Raw genomic sequence first — 24,242 nt, 5'->3', positions numbered from 1 at the left:
GTGCAGCGATGCATTGAGCTAACCGGTACTAATGACCCGTGAGGCTTAACCTTACAACGCCAGAGGCGTTTTTGAGAAGACGCAGTAGATTTTCAGCTCAGTTCACCGGATTAAGTCCAGTGGATTTTGTGCTGTGACAAGGCGGCAAATGAGACGATGTGAAGGAGCATACATGAGTATGTGACTGAGCAGCGCGAATGCAGCAACGCAGTCAGAATGCAAAATACGCGGACGAAAACAGAATTTGCCTGGCGGCTTTAGCGCGGTGGTCCCACCTGACCCCATGCCGAACTCAGAAGTGAAACGCCGTAGCGCCGATGGTAGTGTGGGGTCTCCCCATGCGAGAGTAGGGAACTGCCAGGCATCAATTAAGTGAAGAAGCCCTGAACGAAAGTTCAGGGCTTTTTTACGTCTGCAGATCGCTGAAAGCAGACTAAATTCGATACGAAAAAGATCAAACCCGCCTAAAAAGCCCCAATACCAGCGCTTAAAATTCCTCCAATATACCTACTACATATGCAAAATAAGCATAAAGATCAGCACCAACTCCGTCAAAATGGGTGGCAAACCGCCGTATTCACCTCTTAAATCTCGCTTCAAGCTGAAACATTTTCATAAACTGCATGAAGACTCGACATTCACCTAATGCCAGGCTAACCTCGGGCATCTGGATGTCTAAACGTTTATACGGTTATAAAAGTAAGAGGTAAGTAGATCATGCCAATCAGGATCCCCGACGAATTGCCGGCAGTGAATTTTTTACGCAATGAGAACGTCTTTGTCATGGCCTCATCGCGTGCCAGTGTTCAGGAGATTCGTCCACTCAAAGTGCTGATCCTTAACCTGATGCCGAAGAAAATCGAGACGGAAAATCAGTTCTTACGGCTGCTTTCCAACTCGCCATTACAAATTGATGTACAGCTGCTGCGCATCGATAGCCGAGAGTCACGCAATACCCCGAGCGAGCATCTGAATAACTTCTACTGCAATTTTGAAGACATCGAGCACGACAACTTCGATGGACTGATTGTGACGGGTGCACCGCTGGGATTGGTGGATTTCAATGATGTGGCATACTGGCCACAGATTCAGCGTGTGCTGCATTGGGCAAAAGAACACGTGACCTCAACGCTATTTGTCTGTTGGGCTGTGCAGGCGGCTCTGAACATTCTGTATGGCATCCCAAAACAGACGCGTCAGAACAAGCTTTCTGGTGTCTACGAGCATCAGATTCTGCACCCACACGCATTGTTAACCCGTGGATTTGACGACAATTTCCTCGCGCCGCATTCACGCTATGCCGATTTCCCCAGCCAGTTAATTCGTGATTACACCGATCTGGAACTGTTTGCGGAATCAGAGACCACAGGCGCCTACCTGATGGCGAGCAAAGACAAGCGTCTGGCGTTCGTGACTGGCCATCCGGAGTACGATGCCCTGACGCTCTCTGGCGAATACCATCGCGATTACGATGCTGGCCTGCACCCGGAAGTGCCCTTTAATTACTTCCCGCAAGACAACCCTGAATTGCCGCCACGCGCCACCTGGCGCAGTCATGGCAATCTGCTGTTCTCTAACTGGCTGAACTACTACGTATATCAGATAACGCCTTTCGATCTGCGTCATATGAACCCAACGCTCGAATAGACCAGCGAACACATTCCCAAACGATCCTACCGCGACAGCCTGGTGCTAGCGCGGCTTTTTTTTGCCTGTCATTCAGAAAGTGGAATTTATTGCCTTTAATTTGAGAGATTAAATTACATATTAATCAATGTGATGAATTCATATAAATATAAAAATGGAAATAGTTTTTGAAAATAAAATAAAAATCATTATGCTCTGATCTTGCCGGTTATAAAACACCCTACACCCGGATCCGATCGCCCGGAGACGGATCAAAACAGGAGCAGCCCGCATGACAGACTCAGTAATCCACAACACGCTGACTTTCAATCAGCCCTTTACTCACGCGGAAAAGCAGCTGCTTACCCCGGAAGCCATCGATTTCCTGCACACGCTGGTCGCGCGTTTTGCGCCGGAACGTGAACGTCTGCTGAAAGCACGCCTGCAGCGCCAGCAATGTTACGACCAAGGGACGTTGCCAGACTTCGATTCGGAAACGGCTTCCATTCGTGAAAGTGAATGGCAAGTCAGACCCATCCCTCAACTGCTGCGCGATCGCCGCGTGGAGATCACCGGGCCACCCGATCGCAAAATGGTGATCAATGCGCTGAATGCCAACGTCAACGTCTTCATGGCCGACTTCGAAGATTCGCTGGCACCGACGTGGCAGAAATTGATGGAGGGTCAGCTGACGTTGCGTGATGCGGTGAAAGGCACACTGAGATTCACCAGTGAAGCCGGCAAGATCTATCAACTGAAATCCGATCCCGCGCTGTTGATGTGCCGTGTGCGCGGTCTGCATTTAAGTGAAAAGCATGTTGAATGGCGCGATCGTGCTATTCCTGGCGGGCTGTTCGATTTTGCGCTCTATCTGTTCCACAACGTGGATGCGCTGCTGGAAAAAGGCCATGCCCCCTGGTTCTACCTGCCAAAAACCGAGCATGCAGCAGAAGTGGCATGGTGGCGTGAGATCTTCCGCTTCAGCGAAGATCGCTTCGATCTGCCGCGAGGCACCATCAAAGCCACGGTATTAATCGAAACGCTGCCTGCCGTGTTCCAGATGGATGAGATCCTGTGGGAGTTGCGCGATCACGTTGTCGGCCTGAACTGCGGCCGCTGGGATTACATCTTTAGCTACATCAAAACGCTGGCTCAGCACGGCGATCGCATCCTGCCAGACCGCCAGCAAATCAGCATGGATCAGCCCTTCCTTGATGCATATTCGCGCCTGCTGATTAAAACCTGTCACCGCCGAGGTGCATTGGCGATGGGCGGGATGTCAGCCCTGATCCCGAGCAAGGATGCGGAACGTAATGCGTGGGTGATGCAGAAGGTGCAGGAAGACAAAGCGCGCGAAGCGGGTAACGGTCACGATGGCACCTGGGTGGCGCATCCAGGCCTGGCGGATATCGCGATGGCGGTATTTGACCGTCAGCTCGGTGATCAACCCAACCAATTGTCTGTCAGTCGCGATCAGGATGGCCCCATCACCGCCGAACGGCTGCTGCGCCCTTGCCGCGGCCAGCGCACGGAAGCTGGCATGCGCGCCAACATTCGTGTGGCACTGCAATACCTCGAAGCCTGGATTGGTGGCAATGGCTGCGTACCCATTGACGGATTGATGGAGGATGCGGCCACAGCGGAAATCGCCCGAACCTCAATCTGGCAATGGATCCACCACAAACAGATTCTCAGTGATGGCCAGCTGGTGACCGCCGCACTGTTCGAGCAACTGCTGGACGAAGAGTTGCAGGCGTTGCAGCACACCCTCGGTGAGGAGCGCTTCCGCCACGGTCGCTTTGCCGATGCCGCTGCGTTGATGGCACAAATCACCACCGCTGACGAATTAGTCTCTTTCCTTACTCTGCCGGGCTACCGCCTGCTGCCTTGAACCTGGAGATAACGCTATGAATCGTAACCAACAGATTAAACAACTGGAATCGAGCTGGAACGACGCGCGCTGGGAGGGGATAACGCGCCCCTACAGCGCGGAAGATGTTATCAACTTACGGGGTTCGGTGAATCCGGCATGTACGCTGGCAGAGCGCGGTGCAACGAAGCTGTGGTCACTGCTTAATGGTGAATCCACCAAAGGCTATATCAATAGTCTGGGCGCTTTAACCGGCGGCCAGGCGATACAGCAAGCTAAAGCAGGCATTGAGGCGATTTACCTTTCGGGCTGGCAAGTGGCGGCGGATGCGAATATGGCCGGGCAGATGTATCCCGATCAATCGCTTTACCCAGCGAATTCGGTGCCGAACGTGGTTGAGCGCATCAACCAAAGCTTCCAGCGTGCCGACCAGATTCAGTGGGCAAATGGCATCTCACCGGAAGATGACGGATTTATCGATTATTTCCTGCCGATTGTGGCCGATGCGGAAGCGGGCTTTGGTGGCGTGCTCAATGCCTTTGAACTGATGAAGTCGATGATTCAAGCCGGGGCGGGCGCCGTGCATTTTGAAGATCAGCTGGCATCAGTGAAGAAGTGCGGTCATATGGGCGGCAAGGTCTTAGTGCCCACGCAGGAGGCGATCCAGAAACTGGTGGCCGCACGCTTGGCTGCCGACGTGATGGAGGTGCCGACCATACTGCTGGCGCGCACTGATGCGGATGCAGCTGACCTCATCACCTCCGATTGCGATGAGCGTGATGCGCCCTTTATCACCGGGCAACGTACTTCTGAAGGCTTCTTCCGCACGCGTGCCGGTATTGAACAGGCGATCAGCCGCGGCTTGTCTTACGCGCCCTATGCTGACGTGCTGTGGTGTGAAACCTCGACGCCGGATCTGGAGCTGGCGCAGCGATTTGCCGATGCGATTCACGCGCAGTATCCGGGCAAATTACTGGCCTACAACTGCTCGCCGTCGTTTAACTGGAAGAAGAATCTCGACGACCGCACCATCGCCCGTTTCCAGCAGGCATTGAGCGACATGGGTTATCGCTTCCAGTTCATCACGCTGGCCGGCATTCACAGCATGTGGTTCAACATGTTCGACCTGGCACATGCTTATGCGCAGGGCGAAGGGATGCGTCATTACGTTGAGAAAGTGCAGCAACCCGAGTTCGCCGCGCGTGAAAAAGGCTACACCTTCTCCTCTCATCAACAGGAAGTGGGCACCGGTTACTTTGACCGCGTCACCAACGTCATTCAGGGCGGCCAGTCATCCGTCACCGCATTGACCGGTTCCACGGAAGCCGCGCAGTTCTAAGCGCCTCACCTCCGCCCATGGATGGGCTCACTTTGCAGGAGCGTCGTCGATGACACCGAGAGAATCTCTGATCGCCCATACCATCCTGCAGGGCTTTGATGCGCAGTATGGCCGCTTTCTGGACATTACCGCAGGAGCTCAGCAGCGCTTTGAACAGGCTGACTGGCACGCCGTGCAGCAGGCGATGAAAGCGCGTATCCACCTTTATGATCATCATGTGGGATTGGTTGCAAACCAGTTGCGTATTCTCAATGATGTGTCGAACTGGGATGACGCTTTTTGGCTGCGAGTGAAAAGTCACTATGAGACGCTGTTGCCTGGCTATCCGCGCCATGAAATTGCCGAAAGCTTTTTTAATTCGGTCTACTGCCGTCTACAAGGCCACAGCCATCTCGATCCCAACCGGTTGTTTATCTTTCCCTCGCAACCCTATGCGTCAGCGCCGGTGGCACAGCGTCCGCTGTCACGGCTTTATTGCCCACAAGGCAGCTGGCACGAACTACTGCGTCAGGTGCTGAATGACATTCCCCTGCGCTTACCCTGGCAGGATCTCACTCGTGATATCGGCTGGATTGTCCGTCATCTGCACGAGCAGTTCTCGCCAGCCCAGTTAGCAACCGCCACGCTGGATGTCGCCAGTGAGCTGTTTTATCGCAATAAAACGGCATGGATCGTCGCGCGTTTGCAGTTGAGTGATGGCATGGTGCCTTGCCTGCTGCCGATCCAACGCGATGAGGCCGGTCGCTTGTGGATCGACACCTGTTTAACCGACAGCGATGATGCCAGCATCGTGTTTGGTTTTGCTCGTGCTTACTTCATGGTGTACGCCCCGGTGCCTGCGGCGCTGGTGGCCTGGCTGCAACCGATTCTGCCCAGTAAAACCATTGCTGAGCGATATATGGCGATTGGCTGTCAAAAGCACGGTAAAACCGAGTGTTACCGCGAGTACCTGAATTATCTGGCACACAGCCACGAGGATTTCACCATCGCACCCGGTATTCGCGGCATGGTGATGCTGGTGTTTACGCTGCCAGGTTTTGACCGCGTTTTCAAAGTGATTAAAGACCGCTTTGCGCCGCAAAAAGAGGTCACGGATGCGCAGGTGCGCGACTGTTATCGCATGGTCAAAGAGCACGACCGTGTCGGGCGCATGGCCGATACGCAAGAGTTCGAGCACTTCGCCATACCGCTCGCGCGTATTCCGCACGCGTTGATGGAGGAATTTGAGCGCGATATCCCGGAGAAAATTGAGCGGCGTGATGATGTGCTGATCATCCGCCATTTGTGGCTGGAACGTCGCATGGAGCCGCTCAATCTGTGGCTGGCACAGGCGACAGCTGAGCAGCGTCAGCATGCGATTGGTGAGTACGGTGATGCGATACGCCAGCTGGCGGCAGCCAATATTTTCCCTGGCGATATGCTGTTTAAAAACTTCGGCATGACGCGCCATGGGCGGGTGGTGTTTTACGACTACGACGAAATTCGGCCGATGACAGAATTGCAGTTCCGCGATGTGCCAGCCGCGCGCTATGAGGAGGATGAGTTACAGGCTGAACCCTGGTACAGCGTCGGGCCGGATGATGTGTTCCCAGAGACCTTCCGCTATGCACTCTGTAGCGAGCCGAGCACCGGAAAATTACTGCAAGCACTGCATTCACAGTTGTTTGATCCCCGCTGGTGGCGCGCGCTGCAAACGCGCATCGGGGAAGGGCATATTGAAGAGGTGATTGCGTGGCGCGCCTCGCAAAGCTTCAGCACGCGGTTCGCCACGGTGGCCGCTTAACGGCCTGAATAGGTCTGCGTCACCTGTTTGGCGGCACGGATCACCAACGCACCCAGTTCGGTGATGCGATCGTCCGTCATACGCGCTATCGGGCCGGAAATAGAGATTGCGGCGAACGGCTCACCGTGTTCGTCATAAATCGGTGCGGCCACGCAGCGCAGGCCCAACGCGTGCTCTTCATCATCATGGGAAAAGCCCATTTTGCGGATCAACGCCAGGTTCTCTTTCAGGCTGTGCGGCGACATCAATGTTTTCGGCGTGTAATGATGCAGCCCTTTTTGATGCAAGAGTGCGGTGACTTGCTCGTCGCTGAGATGAGCCAAAAAGGCTTTGCCCGCGCCCGACGCATGCATTGGCAGCTTACCGCCAATCGGGGCTGACATGCGCATCAGTTGCGTACACTGCACCTGATCGACAATCACTGCCTGATAATCGCTGAGATCCAGCACTGCCAGATTGACGGTTTCTCCGGCATCTTCCATCAACTTCCGTAATACCGGATGCACAATCGCCAGCAGATTACGGCTTTGCAGGAAACTGCTGCCGACCACGAAAGCATGGGAGCCAATCGTCCAGAACCCCAGATCCCCGACCTGATTCACAAATCCTTGCTGTTGCATGGTTGAGAGCAGGCGATGGGTGGTTGAATTGGGTAATCCCGCCTGCTGCGCCAACTCGGTCAGGGCCACACTGCCATGCGATTCGGCAATCAGTTCAAGTAAACGCAAACCACGCGTCAGTGACTGGACTTGCCCACCGGCTGGCGCGCTGGTGGTTGTGGCGGCACGCGGTTTCTTACCACGCTTCGCTGGTACTGGGGTAGCCATAAGGTCTCCACTGTCGCATCAATGCTGGAAACCATTTTCGTTTTTAAACGGGTGAATGCAAACGCTGGCTTACTGGTCGGATGTGTGATGCTTTCGCGCTGAAAATGTCTCACCTGTACTGACTTTTGCTCATCTGAAAGTTGTGCCAGTATGTTTGGCGGGCATATTAGCCAACGCAATGACGTGGACGGGGCAAGAGTGAGCGAGAAAATAGCAAGGCTGCATCAACAGTTGGCACAACGCATCATGATTCTGGATGGCGGCATGGGCACCATGATCCAGAGTTATAAGCTCAGTGAAGCCGATTTCCGTGGGAGTCGCTTTGCCGACTGGCCTTCCGATTTGAAAGGCAACAACGATCTGTTGGTGTTAACCAAACCTGAGGTGATCCGCGAAATCCATGATGCTTACCTGGCCGCCGGCGCGGACATTCTGGAAACCAACACCTTTAACTCCACCACCATCGCGATGGCCGACTACCAGATGGAAGCCTTGTCGGCAGAGATCAACTTCGAGGCCGCTAAACTGGCCCGTGCCAGTGCGGATGCATGGACGGCGAAAACCCCCGACCGCCCGCGTTACGTCGCCGGGGTGTTAGGCCCGACCAACCGCACCTGCTCAATTTCGCCGGATGTGAACGATCCCGCCTTCCGTAACGTCACCTTTAATCAGCTGGTGGAGGCTTATCGTGAATCCACTCATGCGCTGATCGCGGGCGGTTCCGACCTCATCATGATTGAAACGGTATTCGATACCCTGAACGCCAAGGCGGCGATCTACGCCGTGCAGGTCGAGATGGAGGCGATGGGCGTCAACCTGCCGCTGATGATCTCCGGCACCATCACCGATGCGTCTGGTCGCACGCTGTCCGGCCAAACCACCGAAGGTTTCTATAACTCACTGCGCCACGCCGAGCCGCTCTCTTTCGGCCTCAACTGTGCGCTGGGTCCAGACGAACTGCGTCAGTATGTGCAGGAGTTGTCACGTATTGCGGAAGGCTATGTTACCGCACACCCCAACGCCGGTTTGCCTAATGCCTTTGGAGAATACGATCTTGATGCCGCTACCATGGCTGACCAGATTGGCGAATGGGCGCGCGCGGGCTTCCTGAATATTATCGGTGGCTGCTGCGGCACCACGCCGGAACACATTGCGGCGATGGCCGCGGCGGTGGAGGGTGTGGCACCACGCGTACTGCCTGAGATTCCCGTGGCATGCCGTTTGTCCGGCCTTGAGCCGCTGAACATTTACCCGGATTCCCTGTTTGTGAACGTGGGCGAACGCACCAACGTAACCGGTTCTGCCAAGTTCAAACGTCTGATCAAAGAAGAGAAATACAACGAGGCGCTGGATGTCGCGCGTCAACAGGTGGAAAGCGGCGCACAGATTATTGATATCAACATGGATGAGGGCATGCTGGATGCGGAAGCCGCGATGGTGCGCTTCCTCAACCTGATTGCTGGTGAACCGGATATCGCCCGCGTGCCGATTATGATCGACTCCTCTAAGTGGGAGGTGATCGAGAAAGGCCTGCAATGCATTCAGGGCAAAGGCATTGTTAACTCGATTTCGATGAAAGAGGGCATTGAGCCGTTTATCGAGCACGCGCGCAAAGTGCTTCGTTACGGTGCCGCGATGGTGGTAATGGCGTTCGATGAGGTCGGCCAGGCCGACACCCGCGCACGCAAAATCGAGATCTGTCGTCGCGCTTACCAAATTCTGACTGAAGAGGTCGGTTTCCCGCCAGAAGACATCATTTTTGACCCGAATATCTTCGCAGTGGCCACCGGCATTGAAGAGCATAACAACTATGCGATGGACTTCATCGGTGCCTGTGAAGACATTAAACGCGAACTGCCGCATGCGATGATCTCGGGTGGCGTGTCGAACGTATCTTTCTCGTTCCGCGGCAACGACCCGGTGCGTGAGGCGATCCACGCGGTGTTCCTCTATTACGCGATTCGCAACGGCATGGACATGGGCATCGTCAATGCCGGACAACTGGCAATCTATGACGATCTACCCGCCGAGTTGCGTGATGCAGTAGAAGACGTGATTCTCAATCGTCGCGACGATGGCACCGAACGTCTGCTGGAGCTGGCCGAGAAGTATCGCAGCAGCAAAGGCGACGGTGAGCAGGAGAAGCAGCAGGCGGAATGGCGCAGCTGGGACGTGGTAAAACGTCTGGAATACTCGCTGGTGAAGGGCATCACCGAATTTATCGAATTGGATACGGAAGAGGCGCGTCAGGCCGCCGCACGTCCTATCGAGGTGATTGAAGGACCGCTGATGTCCGGCATGAACGTGGTCGGTGATCTGTTCGGCGAGGGAAAAATGTTCCTGCCGCAGGTGGTGAAATCGGCGCGCGTGATGAAGCAGGCTGTGGCCTATCTCGAACCTTATATCGAGGCCAGTAAAGAAGCCGGGCGCAGTAACGGCAAAATCGTGCTGGCGACGGTAAAGGGCGATGTGCATGACATCGGCAAAAACATCGTTGGCGTGGTGCTGCAGTGTAATAACTACGAAATCATCGATCTTGGCGTGATGGTGCCCAGTGACAAAATCCTTAAAACCGCGATTGCCGAGAACGCCGATATCATCGGGCTTTCCGGTCTGATCACCCCATCGCTGGATGAAATGGTCAACGTAGCCAAAGAGATGGAGCGTCAGGGCTTCACCATCCCGCTGCTGATTGGCGGCGCCACCACCTCAAAAGCGCACACGGCGGTGAAGATTGAGCAGAACTACAGTGGCCCAACGGTGTATGTGCAGAACGCCTCGCGCACCGTCGGCGTGGTCTCCTCACTACTCTCCGAAACCCTGAAAGAAGAGTTTGTGGCACGCACGCGCAAAGAGTACGACACGGTGCGTATTCAGCACGCGCGTAAGAAGCCGCGCACGCCGCCGGTCAGCCTGCAAACCGCGCGTGACAACGATTATTCCATCGATTGGGAAAGCTACACGCCGCCGGTGGCACATCGTTTGGGTGTCAGCGCGGTGGAAGCCAGCATCGACACGCTGCGTAACTACATCGACTGGACGCCGTTCTTTATGACCTGGTCGCTGGCGGGTAAATATCCGCGCATCCTGGAGGATGAGGTGGTCGGTGAAGAGGCCAAACGTTTGTTTGCCGATGCCAATGCCATGCTGGATATGTTGAGCGAAACGGGCACGTTGCATCCACGCGGTGTGGTGGGGATCTTCCCGGCCAACCGAGTCGGCGACGATATCGAAGTCTACAGCGATGAAAACCGCGATAAGGTGAAAATTGTTAGCCATCATTTACGTCAGCAAACGGAGAAGACCGACTTTGCTAACTACTGCTTAGCGGACTTTGTGGCGCCGAAGTCCAGCGGGAAAGCGGACTACCTCGGGGCCTTTGCGGTCACTGGCGGACTGGAAGAGGATGCGCTGGCCGAAGCCTATGAGCAGCAGCACGATGATTACAACAAAATCATGGTGAAGGCGATTTCAGACCGCCTGGCAGAAGCCTTTGCCGAGTATCTGCATGAGCGTGTGCGTAAGGTGATTTGGGGCTTTGCCGCCAATGAAAATCTCAGTAACGAAGAGCTGATTCGCGAAAACTATCAGGGCATTCGTCCGGCACCGGGTTATCCGGCGTGCCCGGAACACACGGAAAAAGCACAGATTTGGCAGCTGCTGGATGTGGAAACGCACACGGGCATGAAGTTAACCGAATCATTTGCCATGTGGCCGGGTGCCGCGGTATCCGGATGGTACTTCAGCCATCCTGACAGCAAATATTTCGCTGTGGCGCAGATTCAACGTGACCAGGTGGAAGATTACGCGGCGCGTAAAGGGATGAGCGTGAGCGAAGTTGAGCGTTGGTTAGCACCGAATCTGGGTTACGACGCGGATTGATACGTCTTTTATCGATTGGCAGGTCGCCATAAATGGCGACCCTACCATGTCCAGCACCGTATTTCGTAGGGTGCGCATTGATGCGCACCTGGAAATAAGCGCCAGTTAGCCCTTAATTAAACCGCGCATCCCGATCTGACGTCAGGTCATACAGCTGATATTTACGACCCAGCATCTGGCCGCCATCACGCGTCAGCGGTACCCAATTCACCTGCGCACGACCACGGGTTGGTGTCACGGTAAACAGATCCATTGGAATCGAAATATAGAAACCTTTGGTGAAGTCGCCTTCACCGTAGTCCGCTGCGGAGACGTTGGTTTTGGTGGCATAGAAGCCGACCATCACACCGCTGTCGAAGCGTTTTGACACATCAACAGTGACGCCTTTGTCCTTCGCCAGATATTGCCCTACGCTGGCTTTCACCAACACATCCTGCATAAACCATGGACGCCAGTATGCGGTCAGATTCCCGGTTGGGGCTTTATAGTCCGTGAACTGCATCATGTTGTCCCAGTCACGCTGCTTCACGTAGTTGGCATCAACACCGAATGCCCAGTTGCTGTCCACCGGGCGGTAAAGCACTTCTCCGCCCACGCCACCGTACATGGTCTCCAGATAACCGCCGTACACCTGGCCGTAGAAACCGTTGCCGAGGTAGCCCATGTAGTTCGCTTGCAGGTCGTTGACGTAAACGTTGTTTTCGACGTAATCACGAATATGGGTACGCACGCGCGGCAGGGTGGAATCCGCGGGTGCGCCGTTGTAGTTAAATTTGTCATAGTTGTTGGCGAGGTTGCCAAACAGGCTGCCGCTCACCAGCAAGTGATCGGTCAGCGCGTAATCGACGCTTCCCATCACCCCCAGCTGGTACATATAGAAGCTTTCTGGCCCGCCAACGGATTGATTGAGCACCGGAGCAAGATTGTAATTGAGGCGATCTTTGCGAATGAAGAAGCCCTGTTCGGTTGCGCCCGGATCGACCGGATTTTCACGCGTTTGCTGCAAAGGTTGTTCATGGCCCAACGGGTAACCGCTCAACTCATTGTGCAGGCTGGCCACATCCGTCCGGGTGGTGACCTGCGGCATATTGAAGCGCGACTCGGTGACATCAATGGTATCAATACCGGCAGGCAGATTGTTCATGATGATACGGTTCGCGCGATCGACGCCTTCACGCGTATCACGATATTTCGTCTGCTCACCGGAGACGTACAGCGTGCTGCCTTTGGTCTGAATGCGTGGGCCGTTCAGCCCGGCGTTGTACTTCAGATCGGTCAGCTGGTTGGCCACCACCGTGGGCTGCAGCAGGTCACCCTGAGGTTGTGGGTGATACTCAGGCTTGGCGCTATCAATGTGCGACTGATGCAGATCGTTGAAGTTGGTGCGTACCGTCACCCCGAACATAAAGGTGTTGCCACGCTCATAGCTGGCGTTGATATCTGCCCAGTCAGTCAGGCGATAGATCGCGCCGACGTTGACCTTGCTGCGCTGTTCAAGCCGTCCGGCAAAGTCATCCTGATAATCGTTGCCTTCATATTCCAGCTTCAGGCGTAGCGGCTGCCATGGGGTTTGATACTCGACGCCGCCGAACAACGCTGCCGGGCCGTGGAACATTTGAGAGCCATTGATCGCCCCCGCCGTGCCTCCGCCGGTGCGGGTACAGAAGCTGTCACTGTAAGAACAGAACGGGTTTTTGATGCTGCCACTGTTGCCCAGGTAGCCCCAGCCGATGCCCATGGTGAAATCAAACGGTCCCCAGGCTTTGGTCGCCACCAGATATTCGCTATCGAACAGCCCGGTGCCACCTAAATCGCGCGAGCCCACCGCGACTTCTGGCAACCAATAACTCTCCTGCCACAGGCGCAGCTTCACATCGAACGCTTTGTCTTTATAACTCTGGTTACCACTGAACCCCTCGACCGCGCTGTAGCGGCGGGTACGCACATCGGTGTAACGCACGGTGGTTTCCAGCCAAGGGAAGAGCTGGAGTGAAGCAGAATAGTAACGATATTGATCGTTATCGCGGAAGTTGAGGCTGAATTCGCCCTCTTTCGCCATACGTGCCGTCGGCGTTTGCATCAAACCGACGCCGCCGAAATCAGATTGTGATGGTCCAATAGGCTCGGGCCAGGTTTCCGCATGCACCTGGCAGGCCGCGGAGACAGAAACAGCCAACAGGCTGAGAAGTATTTGTTTTTTCATCAGTCTGGAATCCGCTGTGTCAGAAGAGAAAGCATGCGCGCATTCAAATCAGCCTGGCCCCACGGCAGGCTCCATGAGGTAAAGCCCAGCCAGATGATGCTGCCAGGCTGTACTTCAATGTGGCGTTGATTCCAGTAGGCAATGGGCACCTGCTGGATCTGACCTGAAGGAGTAATCACCGAGGCGACACTGCGTTCGCCACCCGACAGGCGATCGTGCCCCTCAAGGTAGTCGCGCACGGTGCGGCCCGGCTGCCAGCTCTCTTTACCCGGATTCTCAAGTGCGCCGAGCACCAGCACCTGCGTTGGCTGTGGCACTGTGTAAAGGTCATAGCTGCCCAGTAGCGTACGGTTAGCCTCAGGACGCAGACGCACCCAGTCAGGATCCAGCGAAGTGAACTGACGCCCGGCAACCTGTAGCGCACTCAGCTGGTGGATCACTGCGCCGATGGTGCCCGCTAAGGCTTCGCTGCTGTTGGCTTGCCAACGGCGTAAGTCTTCCAGCAGTTGCTTCTGTTGTTGCTGCACCACTGCGGTTGCGCCGCGCTCAGCGATCACCGTACCAGGCCACCAACTTTGCAGGGCCGGGTTGGTTAACAGCTGCGCCAGATTCTGCGCATGGTCAATCTGTAGGTTGTTCTGGCCATGCACCGTAACCTGGCTATCCGCCAGCGCATTGCCTGCCGTAAGGAGTGCCACAGCGGCCAGCAAGGAAGGAGTTATTTTCATGATTTCGCCGGCTTCAGAATGGTGGTTTCAACAGGGAAGGCGTCTGCCGCCAGCGTTTGATGTGCCTGCAATACTGCGCCATCACGGTTATCGATCCAGAAGGTGTTCTGCCATTCCGCGCCCAGGCTCTCCATGCGGACGGTCTCGATCCATACGCGGCACGGCACGCGTTCACCGGCAACATTCAGTACCGTATCGTCACCACGCTGGAAGCGGGAGACTGCCGTGGCAGCGCGCACGTTTTCTTTCTCACGCCATTGCACCACGCGTGTCCAGCTGGCGTTATTTTGCAGATGCAGCGGGTCGGCCAGCGGGTCCTGCGCCAGATTACTCACCGCATCGAGGTTATCCACCAGTCCTAAGGTCTTCACTAGCCGGCCATGCTGCATCACCAGCATCGCTTTATCTTGGGTGATCCATTTCTGCTGGCCCTGTTCGTCATAGCCAAGCACCACGAAAATTCGCGGTCCTTCATTAATTCGGGCATACAAGCTGGCGTAGGGGAGGCTGGCGACCTGTTCATCGGTCACGGTGACGTCATCCGGGCCGTTAACGGCCAGCATGACGGTCTGTTCCAGGCCTTTTTGCGTTTGTGTACAGGCCTGCAGCAGCAGGCAAAGCAGCAGCAGAGGAGGTCGGCGCACTGTGTATATCCCTGTTAAAAATAAAACCAGGCAAAAAATAACCACACAGCTGTGTGGTTATGTTTAAAGGTGCTAGATCAACGAGTGGTGCTCGTTGTCGTGGTCGTTGTTGTACCGGTATTTGCCCCGTCACCGCCGCCAGCAGCAGCGATGCCGAGCCCTACCAACGCACCCAGTGCGCCGATACCCACAGCGGTGCTTGCACCGGTCGAGATTGCTCCCGCCTGCGCGCCCGCAGCGGCACCGGCTTCCTCTGGTGCAGCGATCGCAGCAGAAGAAACGGCAACGTAAAGTAAGGCTGCACCGGCAACCATCAGTTTTTTCATAACAACATTTCCTGCATCTAAAAATGAATGAAGGATGTACCCCAATTTCGGGCGCGTTCAGTATAGGGCAACAAATTACCAGAGTTCAGCGACAGAAAAAGAGGGCGGAAAACATGGGCATTTCTGGTGATAAATAAGGCGAATTGGCGATAGCTGCTTTTTTTAAATGAGGTTTTTTCTGCTGACGGAATAATCTCGGGGTTGCCAGAGTCGTGGCAGGATTTTTCACTTTTTCATTAAAAATTGGTACGGAATAAGAATAATCAGATTTTCCTGAGAGGGGTTAAATATAAATCACCTATCAATCAGTAAGATAGTTATTTATCTTGCTGAATTAGATCCATTTTAAATCGAGTATCGTTTAGGGGCGTTTGGCAAACTTCCGATTTTCCTTAGGTCATTTTAAGAATTATCTAACCATAACGCGTGCGGAAATTAACAGAAATGGGCGTGCGATGGCATATTTGACAGAAATAAGGCGGCTATAGCGCCGCCTTATTCAGATTGGCAGGAAAATTAACGCCAGGATTTATAGCGATTAATTAAGCCATTGGTGGAGCTGTCATGACTGCTAATGGTCGCGTCATTTTCGAGCTCTGGCAGAATGCGATTTGCCAGCTGTTTGCCCAACTCAACGCCCCACTGGTCAAACGTGAAGATATTGAGAATAGCGCCTTGGGTGAAGATTTTGTGCTCATACAGCGCAATCAGTGAACCCAGGCTGAACGGCGTGATTTCACGCAACAGGATGGAGTTTGTTGGGCGGTTGCCCTCGAAGACTTTGAACGGCACGATGTGTGCCACTGATTCGGCAGATTTACCGGCATCGGTAAACTCTTTCTCCACCACATCGCGGGATTTACCGAACGCCAGTGCCTCGGTCTGCGCGAAGAAGTTCGACAGCAGCTTAGGATGGTGATCGGTTAACACATTGTGGCTCTGCGCCGGTGCGATAAAGTCGCAAGGGATCAGTTTGGTGCCCTGATGAATCAGCTGGTAGAACGCATGCTGACCATTGGTGCCCGGCTCACCCCAGATGATTGGGCCGGTCTGATAGTCCACCGCATTGCCTTCACGATCGACATACTTACCGTTGGACTCCATATTGCCCTGCTGGAAGTACGCCGCGAAGCGGTGCATGTACTGATCGTAAGGCAGGATGGCTTCGGTTTCCGCACCAAAGAAGTTGTTGTACCAGATACCAATCAGCGCCAGCAGCACCGGCAGGTTCTGTTCGGCTGGGGTGTTGGCGAAGTGGTTATCCATCGCATGCGCACCGCTCAGCAGCTGCTCGAAGTTTTCAAAGCCGATTGACAGGATGATCGACAAACCAATCGCTGACCACAGTGAATAGCGGCCGCCAACCCAGTCCCAGAACTCGAACATGTTGTTGGTATCAATGCCGAATTCGCCGACGGCTTTACCGTTGGTGGACAGCGCTGCAAAGTGCTTTGCCACGTGCTGTTGGTCGCCTGCCGTTTTCAGGAACCAGTCACGCGCGCTGTGGGCGTTGGTCATGGTTTCCTGGGTGGTGAAGGTTTTTGAAGCCACCAGGAACAGCGTGGTTTCCGGGCTGAGATCTTTCAGTGTTTCCGCGATGTGGGTGCCATCAACGTTGGAAACAAAGTGCATGTTAAGGTGGTTTTTGTAAGGACGCAGCGCTTCCGTCACCATAAATGGACCGAGATCGGAACCACCGATACCGATGTTCACCACGTCGGTAATGGCTTTGCCGGTATAGCCTTTCCACTCGCCGCTGATGATGCGCTCAGAGAAGCCTTTCATCTTCGCCAGCACGGCATTCACTTCTGGCATCACATCTTTGCCATCAACCAGGATTGGTGTGTTGCTGCGGTTACGCAGGGCAACGTGCAGAACGGCACGATCTTCGGTGCGGTTAATTTTCTCACCAGAGAACATGGATTTGATCGCGCCCGCCAGATCGGTCTCTTTGGCCAGCGCTTGTAAAGTGTCGAGGGTTTCCTGGGTGATGCGGTTTTTTGAGAAATCCACCAGCATCTGATCATCGAAGGTGGCAGAGAATTTCGCAAAACGATCGGCATCCTGTGCAAACAGGTCGGCGATCTGCACCGATTTCATCTGATCAAAATGCTGCTGCAGCGCTTTCCAGGCTGCGGTTTGTTTCGGATTGATATTTTTCATGGCAACACTCTTGTTGAAATAAGAACCGTCATTCCATCCGGGCGCGTCCTGCTGGCCCGGCATGCTGAGCATTTCTTGTGGCTTATCCCCCTCATACTTCAAGCTACAGGTGCGTTGGCTACGTGCATTCACCTCAGTCACTTACTTCAGTAAGCTCCTAAGGATTCATGCACTTGCCGCCTTCCTGAAACTCGAATTATTTTGGGTATATACGCTACCGCGAACGGGTTTCAGTATGACCACAGTTGCAATCGAAGGGAAAAAATTTGTGACTGTGGCCGCACTGTTTCAGTTTAATCCGGCGCAGATTGTCGCTTTTGCGACATAAACATTCCCTGTGCCGCATCAGGATCTGGCCGCATTTTTCGCACCATTAACTACTTTAGGCGGGCAGCGCGATCGGTGTTTGTTCAGTGATGCGCTGGCGAAAATCTAAAAAAGAATCATCCCGTTGCTACAAGGCTGGACAGCGGAAGAATTAATCAGTATTTTGTGCGCGCGACTTGCACCTCCGGGTGCAAGCCAGAAGAGGCGCGTCGCCCAGGCAGTGTGTTCAAGGAACCGTATCCGTTTGAGAACACATCAGGGGGTGTGACGCCGAGATGGCACAACACGCGGTGTGTTGAGCTGTCGGCTGCAGGGGCTGAATCCTCTGGGTTGTCACCAGAAGCGTCCGCAGTCGGACGTTTCGCAAGGTGAAGTGCTTTTGGTGACTCATCTCCTGATCTTGTCTGTCCAATTCTGCTCTTCTCTTGTGCCAAGGCTGAAATCACCTCTTCCGTTGCTGATAACGGGAGAAAGCTAATCTGACACGAGGTTCGTTACATGTCTCAAACTCTGATCGTGGCGAAATTTGGCGGCACCAGCGTTGCCGATTTTGATGCTATGAACCGCAGTGCCGATGTGGTGCTGTCTGATGCCAATACCCGTTTAGTGGTGCTCTCTGCATCTGCTGGCGTGACCAACCTGCTGGTTGCTTTGGCCGAAGGCCGGGAACTGGAGCAGCGTGCTCACCTGCTGGATGAAATTCGTAACATCCAATACGCCATCATTGATCGTCTGCAGTCGCCTGATGTGATCCGTCAGGAGATTGATCGCATGCTGGAAAACATCCTGATGCTGGCGGAAGCCACCGCTCTGGCGACCTCACACGCACTGACCGACGAACTGGTGAGCCACGGTGAGCTAATGTCGACGCTGCTGTTTGTCGAAGTGCTGCGTGAGCGTCAGGTAAATGCTGAGTGGTTTGACGTGCGTAAAGTGATGCGCACCAGCGATCGTTTCGGTCGTGCCGAACCTGAAATCGCCACCCTAAAAGAGTTGACCACCGCACAACTGGCTCCACGCGTTGCCGAAGCGCTGGTGATCACCCAAGGCTTTATTGGCAGCGAAAGCAAAGGCCGCACCACCACGCTGGGACGTGGCGGCAGCGACTATACAGCGGCACTGCTGGGTGAAGCGTTGCAAGCGGCGCGTGTGGATATCTGGACCGATGTGGCCGGTATCTACACCACCGACCCACGCGTGGTGCCTACCGCGAAGCGTATTGAAGAGATCACCTTTGAAGAAGCGGCTGAAATGGCCATCTTCGGCGCGAAGGTGCTGCACCCAGCGACGTTGCTGCCTGCGGTGCGCAGTGATATCCCGGTATTTGTTGGCTCGAGTAAAGATCCGGCGGCTGGCGGCACACGCGTGTGCAACGAAACCAAAAACCCACCGCTGTTCCGTGCACTGGCATTGCGCCGTAAGCAAACGCTGATGACGCTGCACAGCCTGAACATGCTGCATGCGCACGGCTTCCTGGCTGAAGTGTTTGCGATTCTGGCGCGCCACAATATCTCAGTTGATTTGGTTACCACCTCCGAAGTGAGTGTGGCCCTGACGCTGGACACCACCGGCTCTTCCACCACCGGTGAGAGCCTGCTGACACAGGCGCTGTTGACCGAGCTCTCTTCACTGTGCCGTGTAGAAGTGGAAGAGAATCTGGCGCTGGTGGCGATCATTGGTAACAACCTGTCGAAAGCCTGCGGTGTAGGTAAAGAGGTGTTTGGCGCACTTGAGCCCTTCAACCTGCGCATGATTTGCTACGGCGCAAGCAGCTATAACCTGTGCTTCCTGGTGCCAACGCCAGATGCGGAAGAAGTGGTGCGCGCACTGCATAAGAATCTTTTTGGTTCTTAAGGCAAATTTTTAGCGCAATAAATCAAGCCGGACATGGTCCGGCTTTTTTATTTATTAATATCGTTAAACAATTATTTAAGCCAAACGGCAGTCTGTTTTCCGCACCAACTATTGCTTAATAACCTTTTAATTATCAGCGTTATCCCTCTGTTTATGCACTGGAATTGTCTGTATATCGCACTACGATTCTATTCAGCGGTTGCGCCTTAATCGCTCTGAATGATAGTCCCATCGAGAAAACATTAAATTTTTGAGGGAGTGGCTATGCAAAGATTAGTGGCTGAAGGGGTAGGCACATTTGTTCTGGTTTTAGGTGGCTGTGGTAGTGCGGTACTGGCGGCTACCTTTCCGCAAACAGGAATTGGTTTTGCTGGCGTAGCGCTAGCATTTGGTTTGACGGTGTTGGTGATGGCGTTTGCCGTCGGCCATATCTCGGGCGGCCACTTTAATCCCGCCGTGACCATTGGTTTAACTTTTGGCGGCCGTTTCCCGGCAGCGCAGGTTATCCCCTACATCATTGCTCAGCTGATTGGTGCCGTGGCCGCCGCTGGCGTGCTCTATGTAATTGCCAGTGGAAAGCCCGGTTTCGACGCTGCAGCCAGCGGTTTTGCCTCCAACGGCTATGGCGAGCACTCACCGGGTGGCTTTAGCCTGCATGCCGGGATGATTTGTGAGACGGTGATGACAGCCATTTTCTTGGTGGTCATCATGGGGGCAACCGATAAGCGCGCGCCAGCAGGTTTCGCGCCGATAGCGATTGGTCTGGCGCTGACCTTGATTCATCTGGTGAGTATTCCGGTGACCAATACCTCGGTGAATCCGGCGCGTAGTACCGGTGTCGCAATTTTCCAGGGCGGTTGGGCACTACAACAACTGTGGATGTTCTGGCTGATGCCCATCATCGGTGCCGCAATCGGTGGTGTGATCTACCGTGTTTTACTGGAAAAAGCAGAGTAATTTCTCCACAAATCGCGGATCGACCGCAGACGATCCGCATTTTATCCTGCCAGCGACTTCCCGCCTTACGTCACGATAATGAAATGTTATGATCCTGCGTCCGTCGCTGTGGTCGTTCCCCGCACGGCATTCATCTGTGGCATATGAAATAAATTAAAAAATATCTAAGGAAGTCTCCTCATGCTCGGCATGTTAACTCGTCTGTTCCCGCTCTGGGCCGTGCTGCTTTCGGTCGCTGCGTATTACTCTCCTGGCACCTTCACCGGTATTGGTCCATGGGTCACTTATCTGCTGATGCTGATCATGTTCGGCATGGGCGTCACCCTCAATATTGACGATTTCAAACGCGTGCTGGTACGTCCGGCACCGGTTATCGCCGGGACATTTTTGCACTATCTGGTGATGCCGCTGGCGGCCTGGGGTCTGGCAAAACTGTTCCAGATGCCACCGGATCTGGCTGCCGGTATGATTCTGGTCGGTAGCGTCGCCAGTGGCACCGCATCCAACGTGATGATCTATCTGGCGAAAGGGGATGTGGCACTGTCGGTGACCATCTCGTCTGTTTCAGCGCTGGTGGGCGTGTTCGCCACGCCGCTGCTGACGCGTTTCTACGTTGATACGCACATTCAGGTGGATGTGGTGGGCATGTTGCTTAGTATCGTGAAAATCGTGGTCATCCCAATTGGTCTGGGCCTGATTATCCACCACTCCATGAACAGCGTGGTGCGCCGCGTTGAGCCGTATCTGCCGGCGTTTTCAATGATCTGTATTTTGCTGATTATCAGCGCTGTGGTGGCAGGCTCTCAAGGCTTTATCGGTTCCGTGGGTCTGGTAGTGATTGCCGCGGTGATCCTGCATAACGCCATTGGTCTGCTGGGCGGCTATTGGGGCGGCAAGCTGTTCGGCTTTGACGAATCTACCTGCCGTACGCTGGCGCTGGAAGTCGGCATGCAGAACTCCGGTCTGGCGGCCACGCTGGGCAAACTCTACTTCTCACCGCTGGCGGCCTTGCCAGGCGCACTGTTCTCGGTGTGGCACAACCTGTCAGGTTCACTGCTGGCCGGTTACTGGTCGGGTAAACCGATTGAGAAGAAGAAAAAGTAAACGGTAGCGTAATGCTTGTCGGTTAGGCACTTTTCGGTCGCCATCAATGGCGACTCTACAATGAAAAGTGTACGGTTTTCGTAGGGTGCGCATTGATGCGCACCGGGTTAACCATGCAATTTCTGCTTAAGTTATGGGCATTAAACTACCAGGTCGCCCGCTGTCTATTTACGTGTTGCCGAGGCTGGAAATGCCAGAAAAGGGAACAGTAAATAGGGGGCGATCAGCAATAAAATAAAAACACCTCGCGAATACCCCGCATCGTTGATGCGTCTGCTGCCGCACGCCAACATCGGCAAGATAAACAGCAGTAGCGGCACAAAACCAATCTCACTAGTTTGCATAGCAAACCATTTCAGATAGAGGCAAAACCATCCCACCTGAAACACGACGAACACGATGTAGCCTGCACGCTTTTCCAGCCCACTGAAATTAAACGTCTTGAGAAAGCCAGCCAAAATAAAGTGAAAAAGTCGGGTTAACGCCATTTTTCCTCCTTGCCCTTACAGCTTGAGATACGCGCGTATCCCATCCAGAAACATCTGCGTCGCCAGCATAATCAGAATCAGCCCCATCAGGCGTTCCAGCGCATTGACACCTTTGTCACCGAGCAGGCGTAAAAACACGCCGGACAGCAGCAAAATTACCACTGTCACACCCCAGGCGATCATCAGCGCCCCCACCAGATGCGTCATCTGATTAGGATATTGATGCGACAACAGCATCAGGGTGGCCAGTAGCGACGGCCCAGCCACTAACGGAATCGCCAGCGGCACCAGAAACGGTTCTTCACCGGCGGGTAATCCGCTGGTGCTGGTTTCACCGGAGGGGAAAATCATGCGGATGGCGATCAGGAACAGAATGATGCCGCCGGAGATCGACACCGTCTCGGTGCGCAAATTGAGGAACGCCAGAATGCGTTCACCGGCGAATAAAAACAGCAGCATCAGAATCAGCGCGATCAGCATTTCGCGCATCAGTACCACGCGGCGGCGCTTGGGCTCCAGATGCTTAAGCACCGACATAAAGATCGGCAGGTTACCTAACGGGTCCATAATCAACAGCAACAAGATGGTTGCGGATATCATCTCAGTCATTTTTAAAAACCACTCTTATTCGGAATTATTAGTTGTACTGCTGAAAAAGTTGATGCAATCGAATTAATTCACTTGCCAGAAAGCCTGCATTTTGTAGAGTTGGAGGTCGCAGGTAAACCTGATTATTACGCAGATCAACTGGATAATCCGGCTGGTCTTTCCTCGCACCACGAAGGGCACAGTGAAAACGCCCCGGACGGACAGAAAATGAAGAATGTAGGCTTTATTGGTTGGCGTGGCATGGTCGGCTCTGTGCTGATGTCACGCATGAGTGAAGAACGTGATTTTGATGTGATCAATCCGGTCTTCTTCTCCACCTCACAGCTGGGTCAGGCGGCGCCAACCTTTGGCGGTAAGTCGACCGGTGCGCTGCAGGATGCTTTTGATATCGAGGCGCTGAAGGCGCTGGATATTATTATCACCTGCCAGGGCGGTGACTACACCAGTGAAGTCTATCCTAAGCTGCGCGAAAGCGGCTGGAAGGGCTACTGGATTGATGCAGCATCGACGCTGCGCATGAAAGATGATGCCATCATCATTCTCGATCCGGTTAACCACAATGTCATTCGTCAGGGTCTCGACAACGGCATCAAAACTTTCGTTGGCGGCAACTGCACTGTCAGCCTGATGCTGATGTCACTGGGCGGCCTGTTCGCTAACGATTTGGTGGAGTGGGCGTCTGTGGCCACTTACCAGGCGGCATCCGGCGGCGGAGCGCGTCACATGCGTGAACTGCTGACGCAAATGGGCATGCTGCACGACCACGTAGCGAAATCCCTGCAGGATCCGGCATCCGCGATTTTGGATATCGAACGTAGCGTCACCGATTTCACCCGTTCTGGAACCTTGCCGACTGACAACTTCGGCGTACCGCTGGCGGGCAGCCTGATTCCATGGATCGACAAACAGCTGGATAACGGTCAGAGCCGTGAAGAGTGGAAAGGCCAGGCAGAAACCAACAAGATCCTGCGTACCAGCAGTGTGATTCCGGTCGATGGTCTGTGTGTCCGCGTGGGCGCACTGCGCTGCCACAGCCAGGCGTTCACCCTGAAGCTGAAAAAAGATGTGCCGCTGAACGAAATCGAACAGTTGCTGGCTTCCCACAATGAGTGGGTGAAAGTGGTGCCAAATGACCGTGAGATCACCATGCGTGAGCTGACGCCAGCGGCCGTCACCGGCACGCTGACCACGCCAGTAGGGCGTCTGCGCAAACTGAACATGGGGCCGGAATACCTTTCCGCGTTCACCGTGGGTGACCAGTTGCTGTGGGGCGCGGCTGAACCGCTGCGTCGCATGCTGCGTTTGCTGATCGATTAAGCGCAGCGACAAACCAGACAGGCCGGGGGTTCCCGGCCTTTTTTTGTAATCCAGGTTGCAAAACTTAACGCAAATTGCGCCTGACAAGTGATCCGCTTCCCCTTTTTGCTCGTCCGAGAAGATTTTTTTGCTTTCCCCCCTGGCAACTGCCAGCCCCAAGCTATGATTTAACAGTGATGTGCCGGTTGTTAACTG

General features: G+C 54.3%; 17 protein-coding genes, 1 rRNA gene and 1 riboswitch. Of the genes, 10 read left to right on the top strand and 8 right to left on the bottom strand.

All coding sequences use genetic code 11. The annotated features are described in order from the left end of the window. Window positions 1-247: 247 nt before the first annotated feature. The 5 genes from rrf to aceK all read left to right on the top strand — a co-directional run bounded on the left by rrf (window position 248) and on the right by aceK (window position 6,618). Window positions 248-363, top strand: a 5S ribosomal RNA gene (gene rrf / locus QMZ30_RS20905). Window positions 364-717: 354 nt separating this feature from the next. Beyond that, complete coding sequence (gene metA / locus QMZ30_RS20900; protein WP_283228821.1) at window positions 718-1,647, top strand: homoserine O-acetyltransferase MetA; 930 nt, start codon at window positions 718-720, stop codon at window positions 1,645-1,647. A gap of 271 nt (window positions 1,648-1,918) precedes the next feature. Further along, window positions 1,919-3,517 (top strand): malate synthase A, encoded by a 1,599-nt coding sequence (gene aceB, locus QMZ30_RS20895; RefSeq protein ID WP_283228820.1) that lies wholly within the window; start codon window positions 1,919-1,921, stop codon window positions 3,515-3,517. 16 nt (window positions 3,518-3,533) lie between these two features. Then, complete coding sequence (gene aceA / locus QMZ30_RS20890) at window positions 3,534-4,835, top strand: isocitrate lyase (protein WP_283228819.1); 1,302 nt, start codon at window positions 3,534-3,536, stop codon at window positions 4,833-4,835. 49 nt (window positions 4,836-4,884) lie between these two features. Further along, entirely contained in the window at window positions 4,885-6,618 is a 1,734-nt protein-coding gene (gene aceK / locus QMZ30_RS20885; protein WP_283228818.1) for a bifunctional isocitrate dehydrogenase kinase/phosphatase, read from the top strand. Here the strand turns inward: aceK and iclR are convergent. Then, window positions 6,615-7,445: a glyoxylate bypass operon transcriptional repressor IclR gene (gene iclR, locus QMZ30_RS20880; RefSeq protein ID WP_058973919.1), complete on the bottom strand. Its 831-nt coding sequence runs from the start codon at window positions 7,443-7,445 to the stop codon at window positions 6,615-6,617. The two genes, aceK and iclR, sit on opposite strands and share 4 nt — an antisense overlap. 198 nt (window positions 7,446-7,643) lie before the next feature. Between iclR and metH the strand changes: the two genes are divergently transcribed. Beyond that, window positions 7,644-11,327, top strand: coding sequence for a methionine synthase (gene metH / locus QMZ30_RS20875; RefSeq protein ID WP_283228817.1), 3,684 nt, complete (start codon window positions 7,644-7,646; stop codon window positions 11,325-11,327). Between the two features lie 112 nt (window positions 11,328-11,439). Here the strand turns inward: metH and QMZ30_RS20870 are convergent, their stop codons facing one another. From QMZ30_RS20870 to pgi, 5 genes are all read right to left on the bottom strand, one after another. Continuing rightward, complete coding sequence (locus tag QMZ30_RS20870; protein WP_283228816.1) at window positions 11,440-13,530, bottom strand: YjbH domain-containing protein; 2,091 nt, start codon at window positions 13,528-13,530, stop codon at window positions 11,440-11,442. After that, window positions 13,530-14,258 carry a capsule biosynthesis GfcC family protein gene (locus tag QMZ30_RS20865; protein WP_283228815.1) on the bottom strand — a complete coding sequence of 243 codons (729 nt, stop codon included), beginning with the start codon at window positions 14,256-14,258 and terminating at the stop codon, window positions 13,530-13,532. Before QMZ30_RS20865 ends, QMZ30_RS20870 begins: the two co-directional genes overlap by 1 nt. Beyond that, complete coding sequence (locus QMZ30_RS20860) at window positions 14,255-14,902, bottom strand: YjbF family lipoprotein (protein ID WP_283228814.1); 648 nt, start codon at window positions 14,900-14,902, stop codon at window positions 14,255-14,257. Before QMZ30_RS20860 ends, QMZ30_RS20865 begins: the two co-directional genes overlap by 4 nt. Window positions 14,903-14,979: 77 nt before the next feature. After that, window positions 14,980-15,228 (bottom strand): exopolysaccharide production protein YjbE, encoded by a 249-nt coding sequence (yjbE, locus tag QMZ30_RS20855; protein ID WP_283228813.1) that lies wholly within the window; start codon window positions 15,226-15,228, stop codon window positions 14,980-14,982. 516 nt (window positions 15,229-15,744) lie between these two features. Further along, window positions 15,745-17,391 (bottom strand): glucose-6-phosphate isomerase, encoded by a 1,647-nt coding sequence (pgi, locus tag QMZ30_RS20850; protein ID WP_283228812.1) that lies wholly within the window; start codon window positions 17,389-17,391, stop codon window positions 15,745-15,747. A gap of 518 nt (window positions 17,392-17,909) precedes the next feature. Then, window positions 17,910-18,105: riboswitch (Lysine riboswitch) on the top strand. A 111-nt stretch (window positions 18,106-18,216) separates the two neighbouring features. Here pgi and lysC point away from each other — a divergent pair. The 3 genes from lysC to panS all read left to right on the top strand — a co-directional run bounded on the left by lysC (window position 18,217) and on the right by panS (window position 21,633). After that, window positions 18,217-19,572, top strand: a complete 1,356-nt coding sequence (gene lysC, locus QMZ30_RS20845; RefSeq protein WP_039333987.1) for a lysine-sensitive aspartokinase 3 — start codon at window positions 18,217-18,219, stop codon at window positions 19,570-19,572. A 264-nt stretch (window positions 19,573-19,836) separates the two neighbouring features. Further along, window positions 19,837-20,529, top strand: a complete 693-nt coding sequence (aqpZ, locus tag QMZ30_RS20840; RefSeq protein WP_058972279.1) for an aquaporin Z — start codon at window positions 19,837-19,839, stop codon at window positions 20,527-20,529. Window positions 20,530-20,709: 180 nt separating this feature from the next. Then, a complete protein-coding gene (gene panS / locus QMZ30_RS20835) occupies window positions 20,710-21,633 on the top strand; it encodes a ketopantoate/pantoate/pantothenate transporter PanS (protein WP_039333984.1) in 924 nt (307 codons plus the stop codon). 164 nt (window positions 21,634-21,797) lie between these two features. Here the strand turns inward: panS and QMZ30_RS20830 are convergent, their stop codons facing one another. Together QMZ30_RS20830 and QMZ30_RS20825 are read right to left on the bottom strand one after the other, a co-directional pair. After that, window positions 21,798-22,121 (bottom strand): DUF805 domain-containing protein, encoded by a 324-nt coding sequence (locus tag QMZ30_RS20830; RefSeq protein WP_283228811.1) that lies wholly within the window; start codon window positions 22,119-22,121, stop codon window positions 21,798-21,800. Between the two features lie 15 nt (window positions 22,122-22,136). After that, window positions 22,137-22,730, bottom strand: coding sequence for a YhgN family NAAT transporter (locus QMZ30_RS20825; protein WP_039333975.1), 594 nt, complete (start codon window positions 22,728-22,730; stop codon window positions 22,137-22,139). 207 nt (window positions 22,731-22,937) lie between these two features. Between QMZ30_RS20825 and asd the strand changes: the two genes are divergently transcribed. Beyond that, on the top strand, window positions 22,938-24,047 hold the full coding sequence (asd, locus tag QMZ30_RS20820; RefSeq protein ID WP_283228810.1) for an aspartate-semialdehyde dehydrogenase: 1,110 nt from the start codon (window positions 22,938-22,940) through the stop codon (window positions 24,045-24,047). The last annotated feature ends 195 nt before the right edge of the window (window positions 24,048-24,242 follow it).

The organism is Pantoea sp. EA-12, assembly GCF_030053355.1.
Classification (GTDB): Bacteria; Pseudomonadota; Gammaproteobacteria; order Enterobacterales; family Enterobacteriaceae; genus Pantoea; species Pantoea vagans_C.
This window is presented reverse-complemented; position numbering and strand designations above follow the sequence as displayed.